This is a genomic window from Agrococcus sp. UYP33, from assembly GCF_054060915.1.
Window position 1 is genome coordinate 443,194 of sequence record NZ_JBSSDR010000002.1, and the last position, 20,924, is coordinate 464,117.

The 20,924-nt window shown below is 72.9% G+C and carries 17 protein-coding genes; 5 read left to right on the forward strand and 12 right to left on the reverse strand.

The window, feature by feature from the left end; all coding sequences use genetic code 11:
• The first annotated feature begins 12 nt into the window (after positions 1-12).
• Genes tal through pgl form a run of 5 tightly spaced genes read left to right on the forward strand, consistent with a single transcriptional unit; the run spans position 13 to position 5,930 of the window.
• Complete coding sequence (gene tal / locus ACVWW9_RS12465) at positions 13-1,128, forward strand: transaldolase (RefSeq protein ID WP_456515776.1); 1,116 nt, start codon at positions 13-15, stop codon at positions 1,126-1,128.
• Entirely contained in the window at positions 1,125-2,720 is a 1,596-nt protein-coding gene (locus tag ACVWW9_RS12470) for a glucose-6-phosphate isomerase (RefSeq protein ID WP_456515777.1), read from the forward strand. Before tal ends, ACVWW9_RS12470 begins: the two co-directional genes overlap by 4 nt.
• Positions 2,721-2,773: 53 nt before the next feature.
• Complete coding sequence (gene zwf / locus ACVWW9_RS12475; RefSeq protein ID WP_456516032.1) at positions 2,774-4,303, forward strand: glucose-6-phosphate dehydrogenase; 1,530 nt, start codon at positions 2,774-2,776, stop codon at positions 4,301-4,303.
• Positions 4,300-5,235, forward strand: coding sequence for a glucose-6-phosphate dehydrogenase assembly protein OpcA (locus ACVWW9_RS12480; RefSeq protein ID WP_354260686.1), 936 nt, complete (start codon positions 4,300-4,302; stop codon positions 5,233-5,235). Before zwf ends, ACVWW9_RS12480 begins: the two co-directional genes overlap by 4 nt.
• Complete coding sequence (pgl, locus tag ACVWW9_RS12485; protein ID WP_456515778.1) at positions 5,235-5,930, forward strand: 6-phosphogluconolactonase; 696 nt, start codon at positions 5,235-5,237, stop codon at positions 5,928-5,930. Before ACVWW9_RS12480 ends, pgl begins: the two co-directional genes overlap by 1 nt.
• Positions 5,931-6,383: 453 nt before the next feature.
• On the opposite strand, the gene ACVWW9_RS12490 is transcribed toward pgl, so the two are convergent.
• From ACVWW9_RS12490 to ACVWW9_RS12545, 12 genes are all read right to left on the reverse strand, one after another.
• Positions 6,384-6,740: an RNA polymerase-binding protein RbpA gene (locus ACVWW9_RS12490; protein WP_123697926.1), complete on the reverse strand. Its 357-nt coding sequence runs from the start codon at positions 6,738-6,740 to the stop codon at positions 6,384-6,386.
• Positions 6,740-6,988, reverse strand: a complete 249-nt coding sequence (gene secG / locus ACVWW9_RS12495; protein WP_123697927.1) for a preprotein translocase subunit SecG — start codon at positions 6,986-6,988, stop codon at positions 6,740-6,742. Before secG ends, ACVWW9_RS12490 begins: the two co-directional genes overlap by 1 nt.
• Before the next feature lie 109 nt (positions 6,989-7,097).
• Positions 7,098-7,883, reverse strand: coding sequence for a triose-phosphate isomerase (gene tpiA / locus ACVWW9_RS12500; protein ID WP_456515779.1), 786 nt, complete (start codon positions 7,881-7,883; stop codon positions 7,098-7,100).
• Positions 7,883-9,103 (reverse strand): phosphoglycerate kinase, encoded by a 1,221-nt coding sequence (locus tag ACVWW9_RS12505; RefSeq protein WP_456515780.1) that lies wholly within the window; start codon positions 9,101-9,103, stop codon positions 7,883-7,885. Before ACVWW9_RS12505 ends, tpiA begins: the two co-directional genes overlap by 1 nt.
• A gap of 5 nt (positions 9,104-9,108) precedes the next feature.
• Positions 9,109-10,116 (reverse strand): type I glyceraldehyde-3-phosphate dehydrogenase, encoded by a 1,008-nt coding sequence (gap, locus tag ACVWW9_RS12510; RefSeq protein WP_456515781.1) that lies wholly within the window; start codon positions 10,114-10,116, stop codon positions 9,109-9,111.
• 78 nt (positions 10,117-10,194) lie between these two features.
• A complete protein-coding gene (locus tag ACVWW9_RS12515) occupies positions 10,195-10,818 on the reverse strand; it encodes a superoxide dismutase (RefSeq protein WP_456515782.1) in 624 nt (207 codons plus the stop codon).
• An 88-nt stretch (positions 10,819-10,906) separates the two neighbouring features.
• On the reverse strand, positions 10,907-11,884 hold the full coding sequence (gene whiA, locus ACVWW9_RS12520; RefSeq protein WP_354260675.1) for a DNA-binding protein WhiA: 978 nt from the start codon (positions 11,882-11,884) through the stop codon (positions 10,907-10,909).
• Positions 11,885-11,898: 14 nt separating this feature from the next.
• Positions 11,899-12,762 carry an RNase adapter RapZ gene (gene rapZ / locus ACVWW9_RS12525; RefSeq protein WP_354260673.1) on the reverse strand — a complete coding sequence of 288 codons (864 nt, stop codon included), beginning with the start codon at positions 12,760-12,762 and terminating at the stop codon, positions 11,899-11,901.
• Positions 12,759-14,687, reverse strand: a complete 1,929-nt coding sequence (gene uvrC, locus ACVWW9_RS12530) for an excinuclease ABC subunit UvrC (RefSeq protein ID WP_354260671.1) — start codon at positions 14,685-14,687, stop codon at positions 12,759-12,761. Before uvrC ends, rapZ begins: the two co-directional genes overlap by 4 nt.
• The gene (uvrA, locus tag ACVWW9_RS12535) at positions 14,684-17,560 is read right to left on the reverse strand and encodes an excinuclease ABC subunit UvrA (RefSeq protein ID WP_456515783.1); all 2,877 of its coding nucleotides are present in this window, start codon (positions 17,558-17,560) and stop codon (positions 14,684-14,686) included. The genes uvrC and uvrA overlap by 4 nt, the downstream gene beginning before the upstream one ends.
• Before the next feature lie 52 nt (positions 17,561-17,612).
• Entirely contained in the window at positions 17,613-19,337 is a 1,725-nt protein-coding gene (locus tag ACVWW9_RS12540; protein WP_456515784.1) for an acetyl/propionyl/methylcrotonyl-CoA carboxylase subunit alpha, read from the reverse strand.
• Entirely contained in the window at positions 19,322-20,917 is a 1,596-nt protein-coding gene (locus tag ACVWW9_RS12545; RefSeq protein ID WP_456515785.1) for a 5-oxoprolinase subunit B/C family protein, read from the reverse strand. The genes ACVWW9_RS12540 and ACVWW9_RS12545 overlap by 16 nt, the downstream gene beginning before the upstream one ends.
• Positions 20,918-20,924 lie beyond the last annotated feature (7 nt).

Sequence of the window (20,924 nt, forward strand, 5' to 3'; positions counted from 1 at the left end):
CGAGGAGGCACCATGAACGAGAACACGAAGGCACTCAGCGACGCCGGCGTCAGCATCTGGCTCGACGACCTCTCGAGCGAGCGGCTCACGAGCGGCTCGCTCGCCGCCCTCATCGAGGAGCGCAACGTCGTCGGCGTCACGACGAACCCGACGATCTTCGCCAACGCGATCGCCGCCGGCGACTCGTACGAGGCCGCGGTCGTCGAGCTCGCGGGCGAGGGCGCGACCGTCGACCAGGTCATCACCGCGCTCACGACGAAGGACGTCGCCGACGCGTGCGACCTGTTCGAGCCGGTCTACCGGGCGACGAACGGCCGCGACGGCCGCGTCTCGATCGAGGTCGAGCCGGGCCTCGCGCGCGACACCGAGGGCACGATCGCGCAGGCCGCGATGCTCCACGAGCGGGTCGGGCGCGAGAACGTGCTCATCAAGATCCCCGCGACCCAGCAGGGCCTCGAGGCGATCGCCGCGACGATCGGCGCGGGGATCAGCGTCAACGTCACGCTGATCTTCTCGCTCGACCGCTACCGCGACGTGATGAACGCGTACCTCACGGGTCTCGAGCGCGCGCAGCAGGCGGGCATCGACCTGTCGAAGATCCACTCCGTCGCCTCGTTCTTCGTGTCGCGCGTCGACGCCGAGATCGACAAGCGGCTCGACGCGATCGGCACCGACGAGGCGGCCGCGCTCAAGGGCAAGGCCGGGCTCGCGAACGCCCGCCTCGCGTACCGCGCGTGGCAGGAGACCTTCGCGACCGAGCGCGCGCTGACGCTGCTCGAGGCCGGCGCCAACACGCAGCGCCCGCTGTGGGCGTCGACCGGCGTCAAGGACCCGTCGCTGCCCGACACGCTCTACGTCACCGAGCTCGTCGCGCCGCAGACGGTCAACACGATGCCCGAGAAGACGCTCGAGGCGCTCGCCGACCACGGTCGCGTCACCGGCGACACCGTCACCGGCACCGCCGACGAGGCCAACTCGGTGCTCGACGCGCTCGACGCGATCGGCGTCTCGTACGTCGAGGTCGTCGAGCTGCTCGAGACCGAGGGGCTCGACAAGTTCGACGCCTCGTGGGCGGAGCTCGTCGAGACCGTGCAGGGTCACCTGGACCAGGCGGGAGCGGAGCGATGACCTTCACGATCACCGCGTCCGGCGCCGCCCGCGAGGCGATCGAGCGGGTCGTGCCGCAGCTCGTCGCCGACGGCGTCGCCGGCCGCCTGGTCGCGGGCGACGCGACCCTGTGGGGCGAGGCCGCGGAAGCCGAGGCGTCGATCCGGCTCGGCTGGGTCGAGGCCGCGACCGAGACCCGCGGGCTCGTCGACGACATCGAGGCGCTGCGCAAGCAGCTGCGCCTCCGCGGCGTCGACCGCATCGCGCTCGCCGGCATGGGCGGCTCGTCGCTCGCGCCCGAGGTCATCACCCGCACCGAGGGCGTGAACCTCACGGTGCTCGACTCGACCGAGCCCGGCCAGGTGCGCCGCGCGCTGCGCGACGGCCTGCAGCGGACGGCGCTCGTCGTCTCGTCGAAGTCGGGCTCGACGCTCGAGACCGACAGCCAGCGCCGCGCCTTCGAGGCCGCCTACCGCGAGGCGGGCATCGACCCCGTCGAGCGCATCATCGTCGTCACCGACCCGGGCTCGCCGCTCGACGGCGACGCACGGGCCGCGGGCTACCGGGTCTTCAACGCCGACCCCAACGTGGGCGGCCGCTACTCGGCGCTCACCGCCTTCGGCATCGTGCCCTCCGGGCTCGCGGGCGTCGACGTGCGCGAGCTGCTCGACGAGGCGATCGCCGCCCTGCCCGAGATCAGCGAGGACGCCGACGACAACCCCGGGCTCATGCTCGCGGCCGCGATCGCCGGCACCCGGCCGCTGCGCGACAAGCTCGGCATCGTCACAGACGGCACGCACATCGTCGGCCTCGGTGAGTGGGCCGAGCAGCTCATCGCCGAGTCGACCGGCAAGGACGGCGTCGGGGTGCTGCCGGTCGTGCTCGAGAAGGATGCCCCGGAGCTCGCCGCGGACGTCCCCGACCTCCAGGTCGTGCGGCTCGTCGGGTCCGCGCGCGAGGCCCGCGAGGTCACGCACGGCGAGGTGGAGGTCGCCGGCACGCTCGGCGCGCAGCTGCTCGTGTGGGAGTTCGCGACCGCCGTCGCGGGCCGCCTGCTCGGCATCAACCCGTTCGACCAGCCCGACGTCGAGTCGGCGAAGATCGCGGCGCGCGGCCTGCTCGACGACCTCGCCCCGGCCGCGGAGCCCGTGGCCGTGGATGCGGGCATCGAGATCCGCGGCACGCAGGACGTCGCGCTCGACTCGCTCGAGGCTTCCGTCGACGCGCTGCTCGCGCAGCTCGGCGACGGCGGGTACCTCGCGGTGCACGCCTACCTCGACCGCATCGGCCAGCCTCGCTTCGAGCGGCTGCGCGCGGCCTTCGCCGCCCGCACCGGTCGCCCGGTGACGTTCGGCTGGGGCCCGCGCTTCCTGCACTCGACCGGGCAGTACCACAAGGGCGGCACGCCGAACGGCGTCTTCCTGCAGCTGCTCGGCCAGCCGCACGAGGACCTCGAGATCCCCGGCCGGCCGTTCACCTTCGGGCAGCTCATCCAGGCGCAGGCCTCCGGCGACGCGAGCGTGCTCGCCGAGCACGGACGACCCGTGCTGACGCTGACGCTCGACGACCTCGACGAGGGCCTCGACCGGCTCCTCGCCCTCACCGGACGATGACCGACGTGACGACCGGGGCCGCCGTGGCGGCCCCGGTCGCTCCCGGCGCGAGCATCGCCGCGGGCCGCAACCCGCTGCGCGACGCCTCCGACCACCGCCTCACGCGCATCCCCGGGCCGAACGCCATGACGTTCTTCGGCGTCACCGGCGACCTCGCGCGCAAGAAGCTGCTGCCGGCCGTCTACGACCTGTCGAACCGCGGCCTCCTGCCGCCCGGCTTCGGGCTCGTCGGCTTCGGCCGCCGCGACTGGACGCACGAGCAGTTCGCCGAGGTCGTGCGCGAGGCCGTGCAGCAGCACGCTCGCACGCCCTTCCGCGAGGCCGCCTGGCGGCAGCTCGCCGAGGGCATCCGCTTCGTCGAGGGCGACTTCGACGACGACGACGCCTTCGACCGGCTGGCCGACGTGCTCGCCGAGCTCGACGAGACGCGCGGCACGATGGGCAACCATGCCTTCTACCTCTCGATCCCGCCCAACGCCTTCCCGCTCGTGACCCAGCAGCTGAAGCGCTCCGGGCTCGCCGAGTCCGAGGACGGCCGCTGGCGCCGCGTCGTGATCGAGAAGCCCTTCGGCCACGACCTCGCCTCCGCCCGCGAGCTCAACGCGGTCGTCGAGTCGGTGTTCCCCGCCGACAGCGTCTTCCGCATCGACCACTACCTCGGCAAGGAGACGGTCCAGAACATCCTCGCGCTGCGGTTCGCGAACGCGCTGTGGGAGCCGATCTGGAACGCCAACCACATCGACCACGTGCAGATCACGATGGCCGAGGACATCGGGGTCGGCGGCCGCGCCGGGTACTACGACGGCATCGGCGCCGCGCGCGACGTCATCCAGAACCACCTGCTGCAGCTCTTCGCGCTCACCGCGATGGAGGAGCCGGTCTCGTTCGACGCGCGCGACCTGCGCGTCGAGAAGGAGAAGGTGCTGCGCGCCGCGCGCGTGCCCCTCCCGCTCGAGTCGTCGACGGCCCGCGGGCAGTACGACGCCGGCTGGCACGGCGGGGCGCACGTCAAGGGCTTCCTGCAGGAGGAGGGCATGCGCCCCGACTCCGCGACCGAGACGTACGCGGCGATCAAGCTCGAGGTCGACACCCGCCGCTGGGCGGGCGTGCCCTTCTACCTGCGCGCGGGCAAGCGGCTCGGCCGCAGGGTGACGGAGATCGCGATCGTCTTCAAGCGCGCCTCGCAGTACCTCTTCGACGCCTCCGACATGCGCACGATGGGCGAGAACGCGCTCGTCATCCGCGTGCAGCCCGACGAGGGCGTGTCGATGCGGTTCGGCTCGAAGGTGCCGGGCCCGGGGATGCACGTGCGCGACGTGACGATGGACTTCGGCTACGGCCACGCGTTCACCGAGGAGAGCCCGGAGGCCTACGAGCGCCTCATCCTCGACGTGCTGCTCGGCGATCCGCCGCTCTTCCCGCGCCACGAGGAGGTCGAGCTCTCCTGGAAGATCCTCGACCCGATCGAGGAGCACTGGGAGGCGGAGGGCGGCCCGATCGAGCAGTACCAGCCCGGCTCCTGGGGGCCGCAGAGCGCGAATGCGCTGCTCGGGCACGACGGCAGGCACTGGAGGCGACCGTGATCATCCGACTCTCCCGCACCACCACCGCGGAGGTGCAGCGGCGCATGCTCGAGATCCGCGACGAGGGCGGCGTCGTCGCCCTCGGACGCGTGCTCACGCTCGTCGTGCACACGCAGATCGGCGCCGAGGAGGAGGCGATCCGCGCCGCGAACGCGGCCTCGCGCGAGCACCCGATGCGCGTCATCGTCGTCTCGCGCAACCCCGACCGGGTGAGCGCCAAGGAGGAGCCGCGCCTCGACGCGGAGCTGCGGGTCGGCGCCGACGCGGGCGCGAGCGAGGTCGTGCTGCTGCAGTGCTACGGCGAGCTCGGCTCGCACCTGCTCGGCATCGTGCAGGGCCTGCTGCTGCCGGATGCGCCGGTCGTCGCCTGGTGGCCGTCGTTCATGCCCGACCGCCCGTCGGGCGCGCAGCTGGGGCAGATCGCCCAGCGGCGCATCACCGACTCCGGCAAGCAGAAGGATCCGCGCGGCGCGATCCTGTCGCTCGCCGCCTGCTACGCACCGGGCGACACCGACCTCGCGTGGACGCGCCTGACGAACTGGCGCGGCCACCTCGCCGCGCTGCTCGACCAGCCGCCGTACGAGGCGGTGCGCTCCGGGCTCGTCTCGGGCGACCTCTCGAACCCCAGCGTGCACCTCATGGCCGCGTGGCTCGAGCTGCGGCTCGGCATCGAGGTCGAGAAGGTGGAGGCGGGCGACACCCCGGTGGGCTCGAGCGGCCTGCACGCGGTCGAGCTGCGCCGCGAGACGGGCGACTCGTCGCTCACGCGCGTGCGCGACTCCGTCGGCGTGCTCGAGCAGCCGGGGCAGCCGTCGCACCACGTCGCGCTCTCGACGCGGGGGCTCGAGGATCAGCTCGCAGAGGAGCTGCGCAAGCTCGACGCCGACGACATGTACCGCCAGGTGCTCGTCTCGACCCTCGAGGGCCGCTGATGCGCGCCATCGTCGAGGGCGACCGCGCGGCGCTCGTCGCCGCGACGGCCGATCGCCTCACGGCGCTGATCGCCGAGCTGATCGCCGAGCGCGGCGGCGCCGTCATCGCGCTCACCGGCGGCAGCGTCGGCATCGAGCTGCTCAGCGCGCTCGCCGACCGCGACATCGACTGGGAGCACGTCGTCGTCACCTGGAGCGACGAGCGCTTCGTCGAGGCCGGCTCGCCCGACCGCAACGCGCGCCAGGCGCGGGAGGCGCTGCTCGACCGGGTGCCGATCCCCGCGGGCAGCGTGCTCGAGCTGCCGGCTGCCGACGGCGCGTCGCTCGACGCGGCGGCCGCGGCGGCCACCGAGCTGCTCGCCGGCGTGGGCGCCATCGACCTGACGCTGCTCGGCATGGGGCCCGACGCGCACGTCGCGTCGCTCTTCCCCGGGCTGCCGGGCGTGCGCGACACCGGCAGCCGGGTGATCGCGGTGCGCGACTCCCCCAAGCCGCCGCCCGAGCGGCTCAGCTTCACGATCGAGGCGATCAACGCCTCCGACCGGGTCTGGCTCATCGTCGCCGGCGCCGACAAGGCCGACGCCGTCGCGCTCGCCTCGAGCGGCGCGAGCGCCGACGAGGCGCCGGCCGGCGCCGTGCATGGCCGGCTCGAGACGCTCATGCTGCTCGACGAGGACGCGGCCGCCCGCCTGTAGCGGCCCGGGGCGCTCCCCTGCGGCGGAGTGGTCACTCCCGCAGGTGAGTGGTCACTCCCGCAGGTGAGTGGTCACTCCCGCAGGTGAGTGGTCACTCCCGCAGGTGAGTGGTCACTCCCGCGGGTGAGTGGTCACTCCGTACATCAGTTGCACATCCGAGCAGGAACGGGTTCACAGGATGCCATGACGCACCCAGCTTCCGCACCGGCCGCTGACGTCCCGGATACGGGATGCACGCACAGCATCCAAGGCAAGCCGGCAACGTTGGTGACCACTCACACGCGGGATCGACCACTCACACGCGGGATCGACCACTCACACGCGGGATCGACCACTCACACGCGGGATCGACCACTCACGCGCGGGACTGACCGCTCGCCTGCGCCGTGTGCCGACAGACGCGAAGCGGCCACCCTCGCGAGAGGGCGGCCGCTTCGGCGTTCGGGTCGTGCGTCAGCCACGGCCTTCCGACGAGCGCAGCTTCTGCAGCGCCTCGTCGAGGAGCGAGACCGCCTCCTCGGGGGTGCGGCGCTCCTTCACGTACGCGAGGTGCGTCTTGTACGGCTCGTTCTTCGCCACCTGGGGCGGGTTCTCCTTGTCGCGACCCGCGGGCAGGCCGGTCGACGGGGAGTCGATCACCTCGGGGATCTCGTCCTCGGGGAGGTCGGCCGCGAAGTAGCGCACCGTCTCGTTGCCCATCGCGTCCCAGTAGGAGATGGCCACGCGCTCGGCGTGGAAGCCTCGGTCCTGCTCGCCCATGGGGCCCGCACCCACCCGGGAGCCACGGATCGCACTGCCGCCGGACGCCATCAGATACCCGCGAACTTGGTGATGAGGCCGAGCACGACGATGGACGAGAGCCACGCGAGGCTCACGACAACCGTGATCGTGTTGAGGTTGCGCTCAGCGACGCCCGACGAGCCGAGCGACGAGCCGACGCCGCCGCCGAACATGTCGGACAGGCCGCCGCCGCGCCCCTTGTGCAGCAGGATGAACAGCGTCAGCAGCACGGATGTGACGCCGAGGATCACCTGCATGATGATCTGGAGAATCTCCACTAGCCCTCTTTCCGGATGCGCGGCACCCGCATCGGCTGCGGGTCCACGAGAAGTCCAACGAGCATCCTACCGCAGCGATGCCCCGCCGCCCGATTCCGGCGCGAGCCGATCAGGTGCCGACGTGCTGCTGGAACCGGCTGATCGCGGCGAACTCGGCCGCGTCGAGGCTCGCGCCGCCGACGAGCGCGCCGTCGACGTCGGGCTCGCGCATGAAGCCGGCGATGTTGCCCGACTTCACGCTGCCGCCGTAGAGGATGCGGGTCGCGGCCGCCGCCTCGGCGCCGCGGACCTCCGCGATCGCCTGCCGCAGCGCCTGGCACACCTGCTGCGCCTGCTCGGCCGTGGCGGCCTGGCCGGAGCCGATCGCCCAGACGGGCTCGTACGCGACGACGATGTCACCGGTCGCGGGCAGCTCGGCGAGCACGTCGCGCAGCTGCTGGACGGGCACCGCGGAGGCGCCGTGCTGCTCGAGGTCCTCCGCCGTCTCGCCGACGCAGATGACCGGGGTCACGCCGTGGCGGAGCGCGGCGGCGGCCTTGCGGCCCACGATCGCGTCGGTCTCGCCGTGGTGCTGCCTGCGCTCGGAGTGGCCCACGATCGCGTACGAGCACTCGAGCTTCGCGAGCATCGCGGCCGACACCTCACCGGTGTGCGCGCCCGAGTCGTGCTCCGACACGTCCTGCGCGCCGAAGCGGAGCTCGAAGCGCTCCGCCGAGATGAGCGTCTGCACGCTGCGGAGGTCGGTGAAGGGCGGGAACACCGCGACCTCGACCGCCGCGTGGTCGTGCTTCGCATCCTGCAGCGTCCACGCGAGCTTCTGCACGAGCGCGATCGCCTGCAGGTGGTCCTGGTGCAGCTTCCAGTTGCCCGCGATCAGCGGGATGCGGTTCGCCATCATCGTCCTTCCCAACCCAGTGCTTCCAGTCCCGGCAGCGCCGCGCCCTCGAGGAACTCGAGGCTCGCGCCGCCGCCGGTCGAGATGTGCCCGAACGCGCCGTCGTCGAAGCCGAGCTGGCGCACGGCCGCGGCGGAGTCACCGCCGCCGACGACGGCGAGGCCGTCGACCTCGGTGAGCGCCTGCGCGATGGCCTTGGTGCCGGCCGCGAAGGCCTCCATCTCGAACACGCCCATCGGGCCGTTCCAGAAGACCGTGCGGGCGCCTCGGATGGCCTCCGCGAACGCGGCAGCCGAGTCGGGACCGATGTCGAGGCCGATGCCGGCGTCGCCGAAGCGCGAGCCCGCGATCGCGTCGGCCGCGACCGTCTCGTGCTCCGCATCCGCGGCGAACGCGGCCGCGACGACCACGTCGGTCGGCAGCAGCAGCTCGACGCCCAGCTCCTCGGCCTGCGCGAGGTAGCCCCGCACGCGATCGAGCTGGTCGGCCTCGAGCAGGCTCGAGGCGACCTCGTGCCCCTGCGCCTTGAGGAACGTGAAGAGCATGCCGCCGCCGATGAGCAGCCGGTCGACGCGCGGCAGCAGGTGCTCGATGACGCCGAGCTTGTCGCTCACCTTCGAGCCGCCGAGCACGACCGCGTACGGGCGCTCCGGGGTCTCGGTGAGCCGCGACAGCACCGTGAGCTCACGCTCGACGAGCAGGCCGGCGGCGCTCGGGAGTACCTGGGCGATCTCGACGACGCTCGCCTGGGCTCGGTGGACGACGCCGAAGCCGTCCGAGACGAACGCGTCGGCTCCCGCGGCGAGCTCTGCGGCGAACGAGGCGCGCTCGGCCGCGTCGTCACTCGTCTCGCGCGGGTCGAAGCGCAGGTTCTCGAGCAGCGCGAGCTGCCCGTCCTGCAGGGCGATCCGCACGCGGTGAGCGTCCTCCCCCACCGTGTCGGCCGCGAACGCGACCTCCGCGTCGAGCAGCTCGCCGAGCCGTCGGGCGACGGGGGCGAGCGAGTACTTCGCCTCCGGCGCGCCCTTGGGGCGGCCGAGGTGCGACATCGCCACCACCTTCGCGCCCTGCTGGAGCAGGGCGCGAAGGGTGGGCAGCGACGCGACGATGCGGCCCTCGTCGGTGATCTCGCCGTCCTGCAGCGGCACGTTGAAGTCGCAGCGGATCAGGACGGTGCGGCCCGAGAGGTCGCCGAGGGAGTCGAGCGTGCGGATCGCCATCGGGATCAGAGCTTCGAGCCCACGAGTGCCGCGAGGTCGACCAGGCGGCAGGAGTAGCCCCACTCGTTGTCGTACCAGCTCGAGATCTTGACCTGGTCGCCCATCACCTTGGTGAGGCCGGAGTCGTAGATCGACGAGAACGGGTTGCCGACGATGTCCGACGAGACGATCGGCTCGTCGGTGTACTGCAGGTAGCCCTTGAGCGGACCCGACTCGGCCGCGGCGCGGTACGCCGCGTTGATCTCGTCGACCGTGAGGCCTTCGCGCGTCTGCACCGTCAGGTCGGTGATCGAGCCGGTCGGGACCGGCACGCGCAGCGCGTAGCCGTCGAGCAGGCCGTTGAGCTCCGGCAGCACGAGGCCGATGGCCTTCGCGGCGCCGGTCGAGGTCGGGATGATCGACAGCGCGGCAGCGCGGGCGCGGCGCAGGTCCTCGTGCGGGCCGTCCTGGAGGTTCTGGTCGGCCGTGTAGGCGTGGATCGTGGTCATGAGGCCGCGCTCGATGCCGAACGACTCGTGGAAGACCTTGGCGAGCGGCGCGAGACAGTTCGTCGTGCACGACGCGTTCGAGATGACGTGGTCGTTCTCGGGGTCGTACTGGTCGTGGTTCACGCCCATCACGAACGTGGGCGCCGGGCCCTTCGCGGGTGCCGAGAGGATGACCTTCTTCGCGCCGGCGGTGAGGTGCGCCGAGGCGTCCTCCACCTTCGTGAAGCGGCCGGTCGACTCGATCACGACGTCGACGTCGAGGTCGCCCCACGGGAGCTTCGAGGGGTCGCGCTCGGCGAAGCCGCGGAACTGGTCGTCGCCGACCCGGATCGAGCCCTCGTCGGCGACCACCTCGGCGCCGAGGACGCCGGCGACCGAGTCGTACTTGAGCAGGTGGGCGAGGGTCTTGTTGTCGGTGAGATCGTTGACCGCGACGACGTCGATGTCAGCGCCCTGGGCAAGCGCTGCGCGGACGAAGTTGCGGCCGATGCGGCCGAAGCCGTTGATGGCGACCTTCAGAGTCATGGGAGGGGTTCCTGACTGTCGGGGTGGGAAGGGCCCCGGGCGGTGCCCGGGGCCCCGGTCACGTGGTGACGATGGGGGTCAGCGGAGGATGAGGCCGGAGGTCTGGGCCTTGGCCGCGTCGAAGCGGGCCTGCGCATCCTGCCAGTTGACGATGTTCCAGAACGCCTTGACGTAGTCCGCCTTGACGTTGAGGTAGTCGAGGTAGAAGGCGTGCTCCCACATGTCGAGCATGAGGATGGGGTGCGTGCCGACCGGGATGTTGCCCTGCTGGTCGAACAGCTGGAAGATGTTCAGCCGTGAGCCGACCGAGTCCCAGGCGAGCACGGACCAGCCGGAGCCCTGGATGGCCGTGGCGTTCTGGCTGAAGTGGCTCTGAAACTTGCCGAAGCCGCCGAAGAACTCGCCGATCGCGGCGTGCAGCTCGCCCTCGGGCTCGCCGCCGCCGTCGCCCGACAGGTTGTTCCAGAAGACGGTGTGGTTCGTGTGCCCGCCGAGGTGGAACGCGAGGTCCTTCTCGAGCTTGTTGACGGCGCCGAAGTCGTCCGCGTCGCGCGCGGCCTCGAGCTTCTCGAGCGCGGTGTTCGCGCCGTCGACGTACGCCTTGTGGTGCTTGTCGTGGTGGAGCTCCATGATCTTCGCGGAGATGTGGGGCTCGAGCGCCGCGTAGTCGTACGGCAGCTCCGGAAGGGTGTAGACGGCCATGGCTGGCTCTCCTCTCTGGCGCGCCGGGCGCACCGGTGGGTCGTTCCGATCCTAGCCACCGCCGCGATGCCGCGGGCTGGGCGCGGAGTCAGTCGTCGATGTCGTCGGGGACGGCTGCCTCGGTGTCGGGGATGCCGCGATCCTGGGCGGCGCGGTCGGCCATCGCGAGCAGGCGGCGGATGCGCCCCGCGACCGCGTCCTTCGTCATCGTCGGGCTCGCGAGGTGGCCGAGCTCGTCGAGGCTCGCATCGCGGTGCTCGAGCCGCAGCCTGCCCGCGTAGGACAGGTGGTCCGGCACCTCGTCGCCGAGGATCTCGAGCGCGCGCTCGATGCGCGCGCACGCCGCGACGGCCGCCTGCGCGCTGCGGCGGAGGTTCGCGTCGTCGAAGTTGACGAGCCGGTTCGCCGTCGCGCGCACCTCGCGGCGCTGGCGCAGCTCCGCCCACGCCTGCACCGTCTCGTGCGCGCCCATCGTCGTGAGCATGCGCGAGATCGGTTCGCCCTCGCGGATCACGACGCGGTGCGCGCCGCGCACCTCGCGCGACTTCGCGGGCACGCCGAGGCGGCCGGCCGCACCGACGAGCGCCATCGCGGCCTCGTTGCCTGGGCAGGCGACCTCGAGCGCGGCCGAGCGACCCGGGTCGGAGAGCGTGCCCTGCGCGAGGAACGCGCCGCGCCAGATGCCGGCGAGGTCCTCGAGCGAGCCGGTGGTCACCTTGTTCGGCAGCCCGCGCACCGGGCGGCGTCGCGCGTCCATGAGACCGGTCTGACGGGCGAGCGTCTCGCCCTCGGCGATCACGCGCACGAGGTAGGCGCCCGACGTGCGGTTCGACGACGACGAGATCTTCGCGATCTCCGCGCGCACGCCGTACAGCTCGAGGATGCTCTTGGCGAGACGGCGCGCGACCGCGGCGGAGTCGAGCTCGCTCTCGACGGCCACGCGGCTCGAGATCACGTGCAGCCCGCCGGCGAAGCGCAGCAGCGTCGCGACCTCCGCCGCCTTCGTCTGGGGTCGCGTCACGCGCACGCGCGCGAGCTCCTCCTTGACGTCGTCGGTCAGTGTCACGCCGGCTCCTCTCGTCATTCGCGCCCCAGGTCTCGATGCTTCACGGCGACCCGCAGCCCCGGCCGGCCGGAGAGGCGCTTCGCCAGGTGCTCGGCCATCGCGACCGAGCGGTGCTTGCCGCCGGTGCAGCCCACGCCGAGCACGGCGTGCAGCTTGTTCTCGCGCGCGAACCCCTCGAGCACGGGCGCGAGCGCCTCGAGGTAGCGGTCCGCGAACTCCGTCGCCCCCTGCTGGTGCAGCACGTACTCGGAGACGACCGACTCGGTGCCGTCGTGGCCGCGCAGCTCGGGCATCCAGAACGGGTTCGGCAGGAAGCGCATGTCGGCGATGAGGTCGGCGTCGACGGGCAGCCCGTACTTGAAGCCGAAGCTCATCACGGTGAGGGTCACCTCGAGCTCGCCGCCGGGCGCGAATCGCTCCCCCACTCGCCGCGTCAGCTGGTGCGGGTTGAGGCCGGTCGTGTCGAGCAGCTCGTCGGCCATGCCGCGCAGCGGCTCGAGGCGCGTGCGCTCGGTGCGGATGCCGTCGAGGATCGTGCCGTCGCCCTGCAGCGGGTGCGGCCTGCGCACCTGCTCGTAGCGGCGCACGAGCTCGGCGTCGCTCGCCTCGAGGAACAGCACGCGCACGGTCTGCTCGGCGCGCAGCATCTCGACGAAGCGCTTCGCGTCGTCGAAGAGGGCGCCACCGCGCACGTCGACGACGATCGCGAGCTTCGGCTCGGTCGAGGCGCCGGTCGCGGCGGTGCGCACGAGCGCCTTCAGCATGGTGGGCGGGAGGTTGTCGACCACGAACCAGCCGAGGTCCTCGAGCGCGTTCGCGACGGTCGTCCGCCCTGCGCCGGACATGCCGGTGATGATGACGATCTCTCTGGCGTTCACGCTTCCGGTTCCTGTCGCTGGGCTGCTCCCTCCATCGTATCGGCACCGCTCGCGTCGCCAGCCAGGGCCCGTGCGATGGTCAGTGCGAGCGCCGGGCCGACGCCGGCGACCTCGCGGAGCTGCTCCGGGCTCGCCTCGCGCACGCGCTTCGCGGAGCCGAAGTGCTTCAGCAGCGCGCGCACCCGGTTCGGGCCGAGCCCCGGGATGCCGCTCAGCTGCGACTCGATCGCGCTCGAGCGCTTCTGCCGCTGGTAGCCGATCGCCACCCGGTGGGCCTCGTCGCGCAGCCGCTGCACGAGGTAGAGCGCCTCGCTCGAGCGCGGCAGAATGACCGGGAACTCCTCGCCGGGCAGCCACAGCTCCTCGAGCCGCTTCGCGATGCCGGCGAGCGCGACGCCGCGCACCCCCGCCTCGTCGAGCGCCCGCTTCGCGGCCTGCACCTGCGGCCGGCCGCCGTCGACGAGCAGCAGCTGCGGCGCGTACGCGAAGCGCGAGCCGGTGTCGTCGGGATCGCCGTCGACGAGGTAGCGCGCCCTGCGCGTCATCACCTGGTAGATCGAGTCGGTGTCGTCGGTCGTCTGCGCGATCGCGAAGCGCCGGTACTGGTCCTTGCGCGGCAGCCCGTCCTCGAACACGACCATCGAGGCGACCACGCCGGTGCCGCCGAGGTGCGAGACGTCGAAGCACTCGATGCGCAGCGGCGCCTCCGCCATGCCGAGCGCCTCCTGCAGGTCGGCGAGCGCCTGCGAGCGGGTGACGTAGTCGCTCGTGCGCTTCGTGCGTGAGACCTGCAGCGCGTGCGCGGCGTTCACGGCGGCGGAGTCGGCGAGGCGCCGCTTCTCGCCCCGCTGCGGCACCCGCACCGCGACGCGACCGCTCAGGCCGTGGTCGGCGCGCCGGTCGGTGAGCCAGGCCTCCACCTCGGCGACGCTGTCGGGCTGCTTGGGCAGCAGCACCTCCCGCGCGGGCGGGTCGCCGCCGTCGTAGGCGATGCGCAGCACCTGCGTCGCGAGCTCGCCCTCGGTCAGGTCGATCTCGGTGTCGACGACCCACGACTTCGTGCCGCGGATGCGGCCGCCGCGGACGACGAACAGGTGCACGGCCGCGCTCAGCTCGTCGTGCACGAGCCCGAGCACGTCGGCGTCGACGCGGTCCGACAGCACGACGCTCGTGCGCTCGAGCACCGACTCGAGCGCGACGAGCTGGTCGCGCAGGCGCGCGGCGCGCTCGAACTCGAGCCGGGCGCTCGCGCGCTGCATCTCGTCGCGCACGCGGTCGACGAAGTCCTGGTCGCCGCCGTTCATGAAGCCGACGAGGTCGTTCGCGGTCGCGCGGTGCTCCGCGAGCGTGACCCGGCCGACGCACGGCGCCGAGCACTTGCCGATGTCGCCGAGCAGGCACGGCCTGCCGGTGCGCTCGGCGCGGTCGTAGATCGACTGGCTGCACGAGCGCATCGGGAACGCCTTGAGCAGCAGGTCGAGCGTCTCGCGGATCGCCCAGACCTTCGTGTACGGGCCGAAGTAGCGCGCGCCGCGGATGCCGCGGTTGCGCGTGATGAGCGCGCGGGGCACGTCGTCGCCCATCGTCACCGCGAGGTACGGGTACGACTTGTCGTCCCGGAACTGCACGTTGAACGGCGGCTCGTACTCCTTGATCCAGGTGAACTCGAGCTGCAGCGCCTCGAACTCGCTCGCGACGATCGTCCACTCGACGCGCACCGCCGTGAGCACCATCCTGCGGGTGCGCTCGTGCAGCGCCTCGAGCGGCTGGAAGTAGTTCGAGAGCCGCTGGCGCAGGTTCTTCGCCTTGCCGACGTAGAGCACGCGCTCGTGCTCGTCGCGGAAGCGGTACACGCCCGGCGCGGTCGGGATGGTGCCCGGCGCGGGCTTGTACGGCACCGTGCGCGAGGTGCGCCCCGCGCTCATCGGACTCCCGCGCCCAGCATCTCCTTGAGGAAGCTGCCGGTGTAGCTCTCTGGCACCTCCGCGAGCTCCTCCGGCGTGCCGGTCGCGACGATCGTGCCGCCGCCGGAGCCGCCCTCGGGGCCGAGGTCGATCACCCAGTCGGCCGACTTGATGACGTCGAGCGAGTGCTCGATCGTCAGCACGGTGTTGCCCTTCTCGACGAGCCCGTCGAGCACCTCGAGCAGCTTGCGCACGTCGTCGAAGTGCAGGCCGGTGGTGGGCTCGTCGAGCACGTAGATCGCGCGGCCCGAGGTGCGGCGCTGGAGCTCGGTGGCGAGCTTCACGCGCTGCGCCTCGCCGCCGGAGAGCGTCGTGGCGGACTGCCCGAGCCGCACGTAGCCGAGGCCGACGTCGACGAGCGTCTTGAGGTAGCGGTGGATCGACGAGATGGGCGCGAAGAACTCGGCGGCCTCCTCGATCGGCATCTGCAGCACCTCGGCGATCGACTTGCCCTTGTAGTGCACCGAGAGCGTGTCGCGGTTGTAGCGCGCGCCGTGGCACACCTCGCACTCGACGTAGACGTCGGGCAGGAAGTTCATCTCGATCTTGAGCGTGCCGTCGCCCTGGCAGGCCTCGCAGCGGCCGCCCTTGACGTTGAACGAGAAGCGTCCCGCGAGGTAGCCGCGCGCCTTCGCCTCTGCCGTGTCGGCGAACAGGTTGCGGATCTTGTCGAACACGCCGGTGTAGGTGGCCGGGTTCGAGCGCGGGGTGCGCCCGATCGGCCCCTGGTCGACGTGGATGACCTTGTCGAGGTGGTGGAGCCCGGTGACGCGCGTGTGCTTCGCCGGCACCTGCCGGGCGCCGTTGAGCGCGTTGGCGAGCACCTTGTGCAGGATGTCGTTGACGAGCGTCGACTTGCCGGAGCCCGAGACGCCGGTCACCGCGACGAAGACGCCGAGCGGGAAGTCGACGGTCACGTTCTGCAGGTTGTTGGCGCGCGCGCCCTCGACCCGCAGCATCCGCTCGGGGTCGATCGGCCGGCGCTGCGACGGCGTCGGGATCGTCTCGCGGCCCGAGAGGTAGGCGCCGGTGAGCGACGTCGGGTGCTCGAGCAGCGACTCGTAGCTGCCGGAGTGCACGACCTCGCCGCCGCGCTCCCCCGCGCCCGGGCCGATGTCGACGACCCAGTCGGCGGTCCGGATGGTGTCCTCGTCGTGCTCGACGACGATGAGCGTGTTGCCGAGGTCGCGGAGCGCCTCGAGGGTGCCGATGAGCTTGCGGTTGTCGCGCTGGTGGAGGCCGATCGACGGCTCGTCGAGCACGTAGAGCACGCCGGTGAGGCCCGCGCCGATCTGCGTCGCGAGCCGGATGCGCTGCGCCTCGCCGCCCGAGAGCGTCGCGGCCGCGCGCGAGAGCGACAGGTAGCCGAGGCCGACGCGGATGAGGAAGTCGAGCCGGGCGCGGATCTCGCGCAGCACCGCGGCCGCGATCGTCGACTCGCGCTCGTCGAGCTCGAGGTCGCGCATGAAGGCGTGCGCGGCGTCGAGGCTCAGGTCGGAGACGTGGGCGATCGAGCTGCCGTGCACGAGCACGCTGAGCACCTCGGGGCGCAGGCGCGCGCCGCCGCACTCGGGGCACGGCACCTCGCGCAGGAACTCGCCGTGCTTGGAGCGCACCCAGTCGCTGTCGGCCTCCGCGTGCTTGCGCTGGATGTAGGGCATGACGCCCTCGTAGCCGGACGCGTACTTGAGCTGGCGGCCGTAGCGGTTGCGCCACTGCACCATGACGTTGCCGTCGGTGCCGTGCAGCACGACCTTGCGCGCATCCGGGTCGAGGTCCTGCCACGGGGTGTCGAGCGAGAACTGCAGCTCGCTCGCGAGGCCCGTCAGCAGCCGCTCGAAGTAGGTGTAGAGCCCCTTGCCCGACTGCGTCCAGGGCAGCAGCGCGCCCTCGCGGATCGAGAGCGCCTCGTCGGCGATCACGAGGTCGGGGTCGGCCGCCATGCGGGTGCCGATGCCGTTGCACTCGGGGCACGCGCCGAACGGGGCGTTGAACGAGAACGTGCGCGGCTCGATCTCGGTGAGCGCGACGGGGTGGCGGTTCGGGCACGAGAGCTTCTCGCTGAAGACGCGGCGGCGGTCCTCCGCGTCGTCGTCGAGGTCGACGTAGTCGATCGTCACGAGCCCGTCGGCGAGCCGCAGGGCGGTCTCGAGCGAGTCGGTGAGGCGCGAGAGCATGCCGGGCTCGGCCACCAGGCGGTCGACGACGACGGAGATGTCGTGCTTGACCTGCTTCTTGAGCGCGGGCGCCTCGGCGAGCTGCACGAGCTCGCCGTCGATGATGGCGCGCGAATAGCCGGTCGCCACGAGGTTGCGCAGCAGGTCGGCGAACTCGCCCTTCTTCTGCTGGACGACGGGCGCGAGGATCTGGAAGCGCGTGCGCTCGGGCAGCTCCATGAGCTCGTCGGCGATCTGCTGCACGGTCTGGCGCTGGATGCGCTCGCCGCACACGGGGCAGTGCGGCACGCCGATGCGCGCCCACAGCAGGCGCATGTAGTCGTGCACCTCGGTGATCGTGCCGACCGTCGAGCGCGGGTTGCGGTTCGTCGACTTCTGGTCGATCGAGACGGCGGGGCTCAGGCCCTCGATGAAGTCGACGTCGGGGCGGTCGACCTGGCCGAGGAACTGGCGCGCGTAGGCGGAGAGCGACTCGACGTAGCGGCGCTGGCCCTCGGCGAAGATCGTGTCGAACGCGAGCGACGACTTGCCCGATCCGGACAGGCCCGTGAACACCACGAGGGAGTCGCGCGGGATGCGCAGGTCGACGTCCTTGAGGTTGTGCTCGCGGGCGCCGCGGACGTGCAGCTCTGCGCTGTTCGAGATCGTGGATGTCACCTGACGAGTCTACGAGCGGCCACTGACACGCGGGCCCGCGTTCGCCATCGGCTCAGCGGATCGAGCGCTCGACGACCCGCGCGAGCGGCTCGTCGACCGCGACGCTCGCGCCCTGCGCGACGACGTGCTCGAGCGTGCCGGCGCGGTGGGCGGCGACGCGCGTCTCCATCTTCATGGCGTCGAGCACGACGACCTCCTGGCCCTCGGTCACGGCGGCGCCGTCGTCGACGAGCCAGGTGACGACCGTGCCCGGCACGGGCGACGGGAGCGCCGCGTCGTCGACGGGCGCCGCGGCGGGTGCGCCCCTCGCCCCGGCGGCGGGCGCGAGCAGCGCGTCCGGCAGGCCGAGCACGACGCGGCGGCCGTCGACCTCGATCGGCACGCGCCGGAGCGCGGCGCCGGCGGCGGGCGCGGGGCGCAGCTGCGGCTCGAGCCGCGGCATGAGCTCGGCCTCGATCCACTGCGTCGAGACGGCGAAGCCGTCGGTCGAGAAGTCGGGCTCGTCGAGCACCGCGCGCGCGAACGGCGCGACGGTCGCGATCCCGGTGACCTCGAGCTCGCCGAGCGCGCGCCGCATGCGGACGAGCGCCGCATCCCGGTCGGCCGCGTGCACGATGAGCTTCGCGGCGAGCGAGTCGAACGCGGCCTCGACCGCGTCGCCCGCCTCCACGCCGGCGTCCCACCGCACGCCCGGTCCTGCGGGCACGCGCAGTGCCGTGATGCGGCCAGGGCTCGGCAGGAAGCCCCTCCCCGGGTCCTCGGCGTTCAGCCGCAGCTCGATCGCGTGCCCCGAGGGCGCGGGCGTCTCGGTGATCGAGGGGCCGTGCCCCTCGGCGATGCGGAGCTGCTCGCGCACGAGGTCGATGCCGGTGACCGCCTCCGTGACGGGGTGCTCGACCTGCAGCCGCGTGTTGACCTCGAGGAACGAGATCGTGCCGTCGGCGCCGAGCAGGAACTCCACCGTGCCCGCGCCGCGGTAGTCGACGGCTGCGCAGATCGCGCGCGACGACTCGTGGATGCGGGCGCGCTGCTCGTCGGTCAGGCCGGGCGCGGGCGCCTCCTCGACGAGCTTCTGGCTGCGGCGCTGCAGCGAGCAGTCGCGGTCGCCGACGACCACGACGCCGCCCCGGCCGTCGCCGAGCACCTGCGCCTCGACGTGGCGGGGGCGCTCGAGGAAGCGCTCGATGAAGCACTCGCCGCGCCCGAACGCCGCGACGGCCTCGCGGGTGGCGGAGTCGAACGCGTCCGGCACCTCCTCGATCGTGCGGGCGACCTTGAGCCCGCGGCCGCCGCCGCCGAACGCGGCCTTCACGACGACCGGCAGCCCGTGCTCGCGGGCGAACGCGACGGCCTCGTCGGCGTCGGCGAGCGGCCGGTCGGTGCCCGCCGCGAGCGGTGCGCCCGCCTCCTGCGCGATGCGCCGTGCCGTGACCTTGTCGCCGAGCGCCTCGATGCTCGCGGGGGTGGGGCCGATCCAGGTCAGGCCCGCCTCCTCGACGGCGCGCGCGAACGCGGCGCTCTCCGAGAGGAAGCCGTAGCCCGGGTGGACCGCGTCGGCTCCGGTCGTGCGCGCTGCCGCGAGCAGCGCATCCGCGCTCAGGTACGTCTCGGCGGCGGTCGTGCCGCCGAGCGCGACCGCCTCGTCGGCGTGCCGCACGTGCATGGCGTCGATGTCCTGGTCGGCGTACACGGCGACGGAGCGGTAGCCGCCCTCGGCGCATGCGCGGGCGATGCGCACGGCGATCTCGCCGCGGTTGGCGATCAGGATCTTGTCCACGACGTCCTCCTGGTGGGGGTCGGCTCCGCGATGCGGAAGCGGATGCGGGCGCCTGGCGGCAGCTGGCCGGCCAGGTCGAGGTCGCGGTCGAGGACCGCGCCGATGATGGGATAGCCGCCGGTGAGCGGGTGGTCGGGCAGGAAGAGCACGGGCTGCCCGTCGGGCGGCACCTGGATCGCGCCGGTCACGGCGCCCTCGCTGTCGAGCTCGCCCTCCCTCGCGCGCTCGAGCGGCGTCGCGCCGTCGAGCCGCACGCCCACCCGGTCGGAGCGCGGCGTCACCGTCCACGGCTGGTCGACGAGCGCGGCGAGGGCGGCGTCGGTGAACCACTCGGTGCGCGGGCCGAGCACGATGCGGAGCTCGACCTCCTCCCCCGCGGTCGGCAGCGGCACGCGCGGCGCCCGGGTGCGCTCGACGACCCGCGCGCCGGCGGCCGGGCCGCGCAGCGGGAGCACGTCGCCGGCGGCGAGCGGTGCGGGGCCGAGGTGCGCGAGCGTGTCGGTCGCGAGGCTGCCGAGCACGGGCTCGAGCGCGATGCCGCCGCGCACCGCGACGAGGGAGCGCAGCCCGTCGCGGACGGCGCCGACGCGCAGCTCGTCGCCGTCGTCCAACGCCACGGGCCGGCCGGGCTCGACCGGCTGCGTGCCCGCCGCCCCGTGCACGGCGGCGTCGACGAGGGCGCCGGTGAGGGCGACGACCGCCGGCCCGCGGAAGCGCAGGGTCGCACCGCCGCCGGCGAGCTCGAGGCCCGCCTCGTCGGCGGCGTTCCCGACGGCGCGGTTCGCCTCGCGGAGCGCGCGGCGGTCGGCGGTGCCGGAGGCGGCGACGCCCTGCGCCGCGAGGCCGGGCCTGCCGAGGTCCTGCACGAGCAGCTGCAGCCCGGGCCGCACGATCTCGAGGGCGTGGGCGGCGGTGACCGGCTCGCGCGCCGCGGGGGCGGCGGTGACGAGCTCGCGCTCGACGCGCTCGAAGCGCACGGTCGCGCCGGGCGCGAGCAGCGCCGGCCGCGGCCGCGAGAGGTCCCACATCGGGGCGTCGGTGCGCCCGATGAGCTGCCAGCCGCCGGGGCTCTCGCGCGGGTAGACGCCCGAGAAGCGGCCGGCGAGCCCCACGGAGCCGGCAGGGATGCGGGTGCGAGGCGATGCGCGCCGTGGCACGTCGAACAGCGGGTCGTCGCCCACGAGGTAGCCGAAGCCCGGTGCGTAGCCCGTGAAGGCGACGGTCCACGTCGCCGCCTGGTGCCGGGCGACGACCTCGTCGGCGCCGATCCCGAGCAGCTGCGCGACCTCGGCGAGGTCCTGCCCGTCGTACCGCACGGGGATCGTCACGGCGTCGCCGTTCGCGGCGGCCGCGCCCGCCGGCTCGACCGCGAGGAGCAGCGCCGCGAGGGCGTCGGCGGCGACGAGCGACGGGTCGAAGCGCACGAGCACCGTGCGCGCCGCCGGGACGAGCTCGGTGACGCCCGGCAGCTCGGCGTCCTGGAGCGCGGGCAGCAGCCGCATCGCCTCGTCGAGGTCGGCCGCCTCGAGCAGCAGCGCGGTGTCGGCGGCGGGCAGCACCCGCCGTGCGTGGGCGGTCACGGGAGCT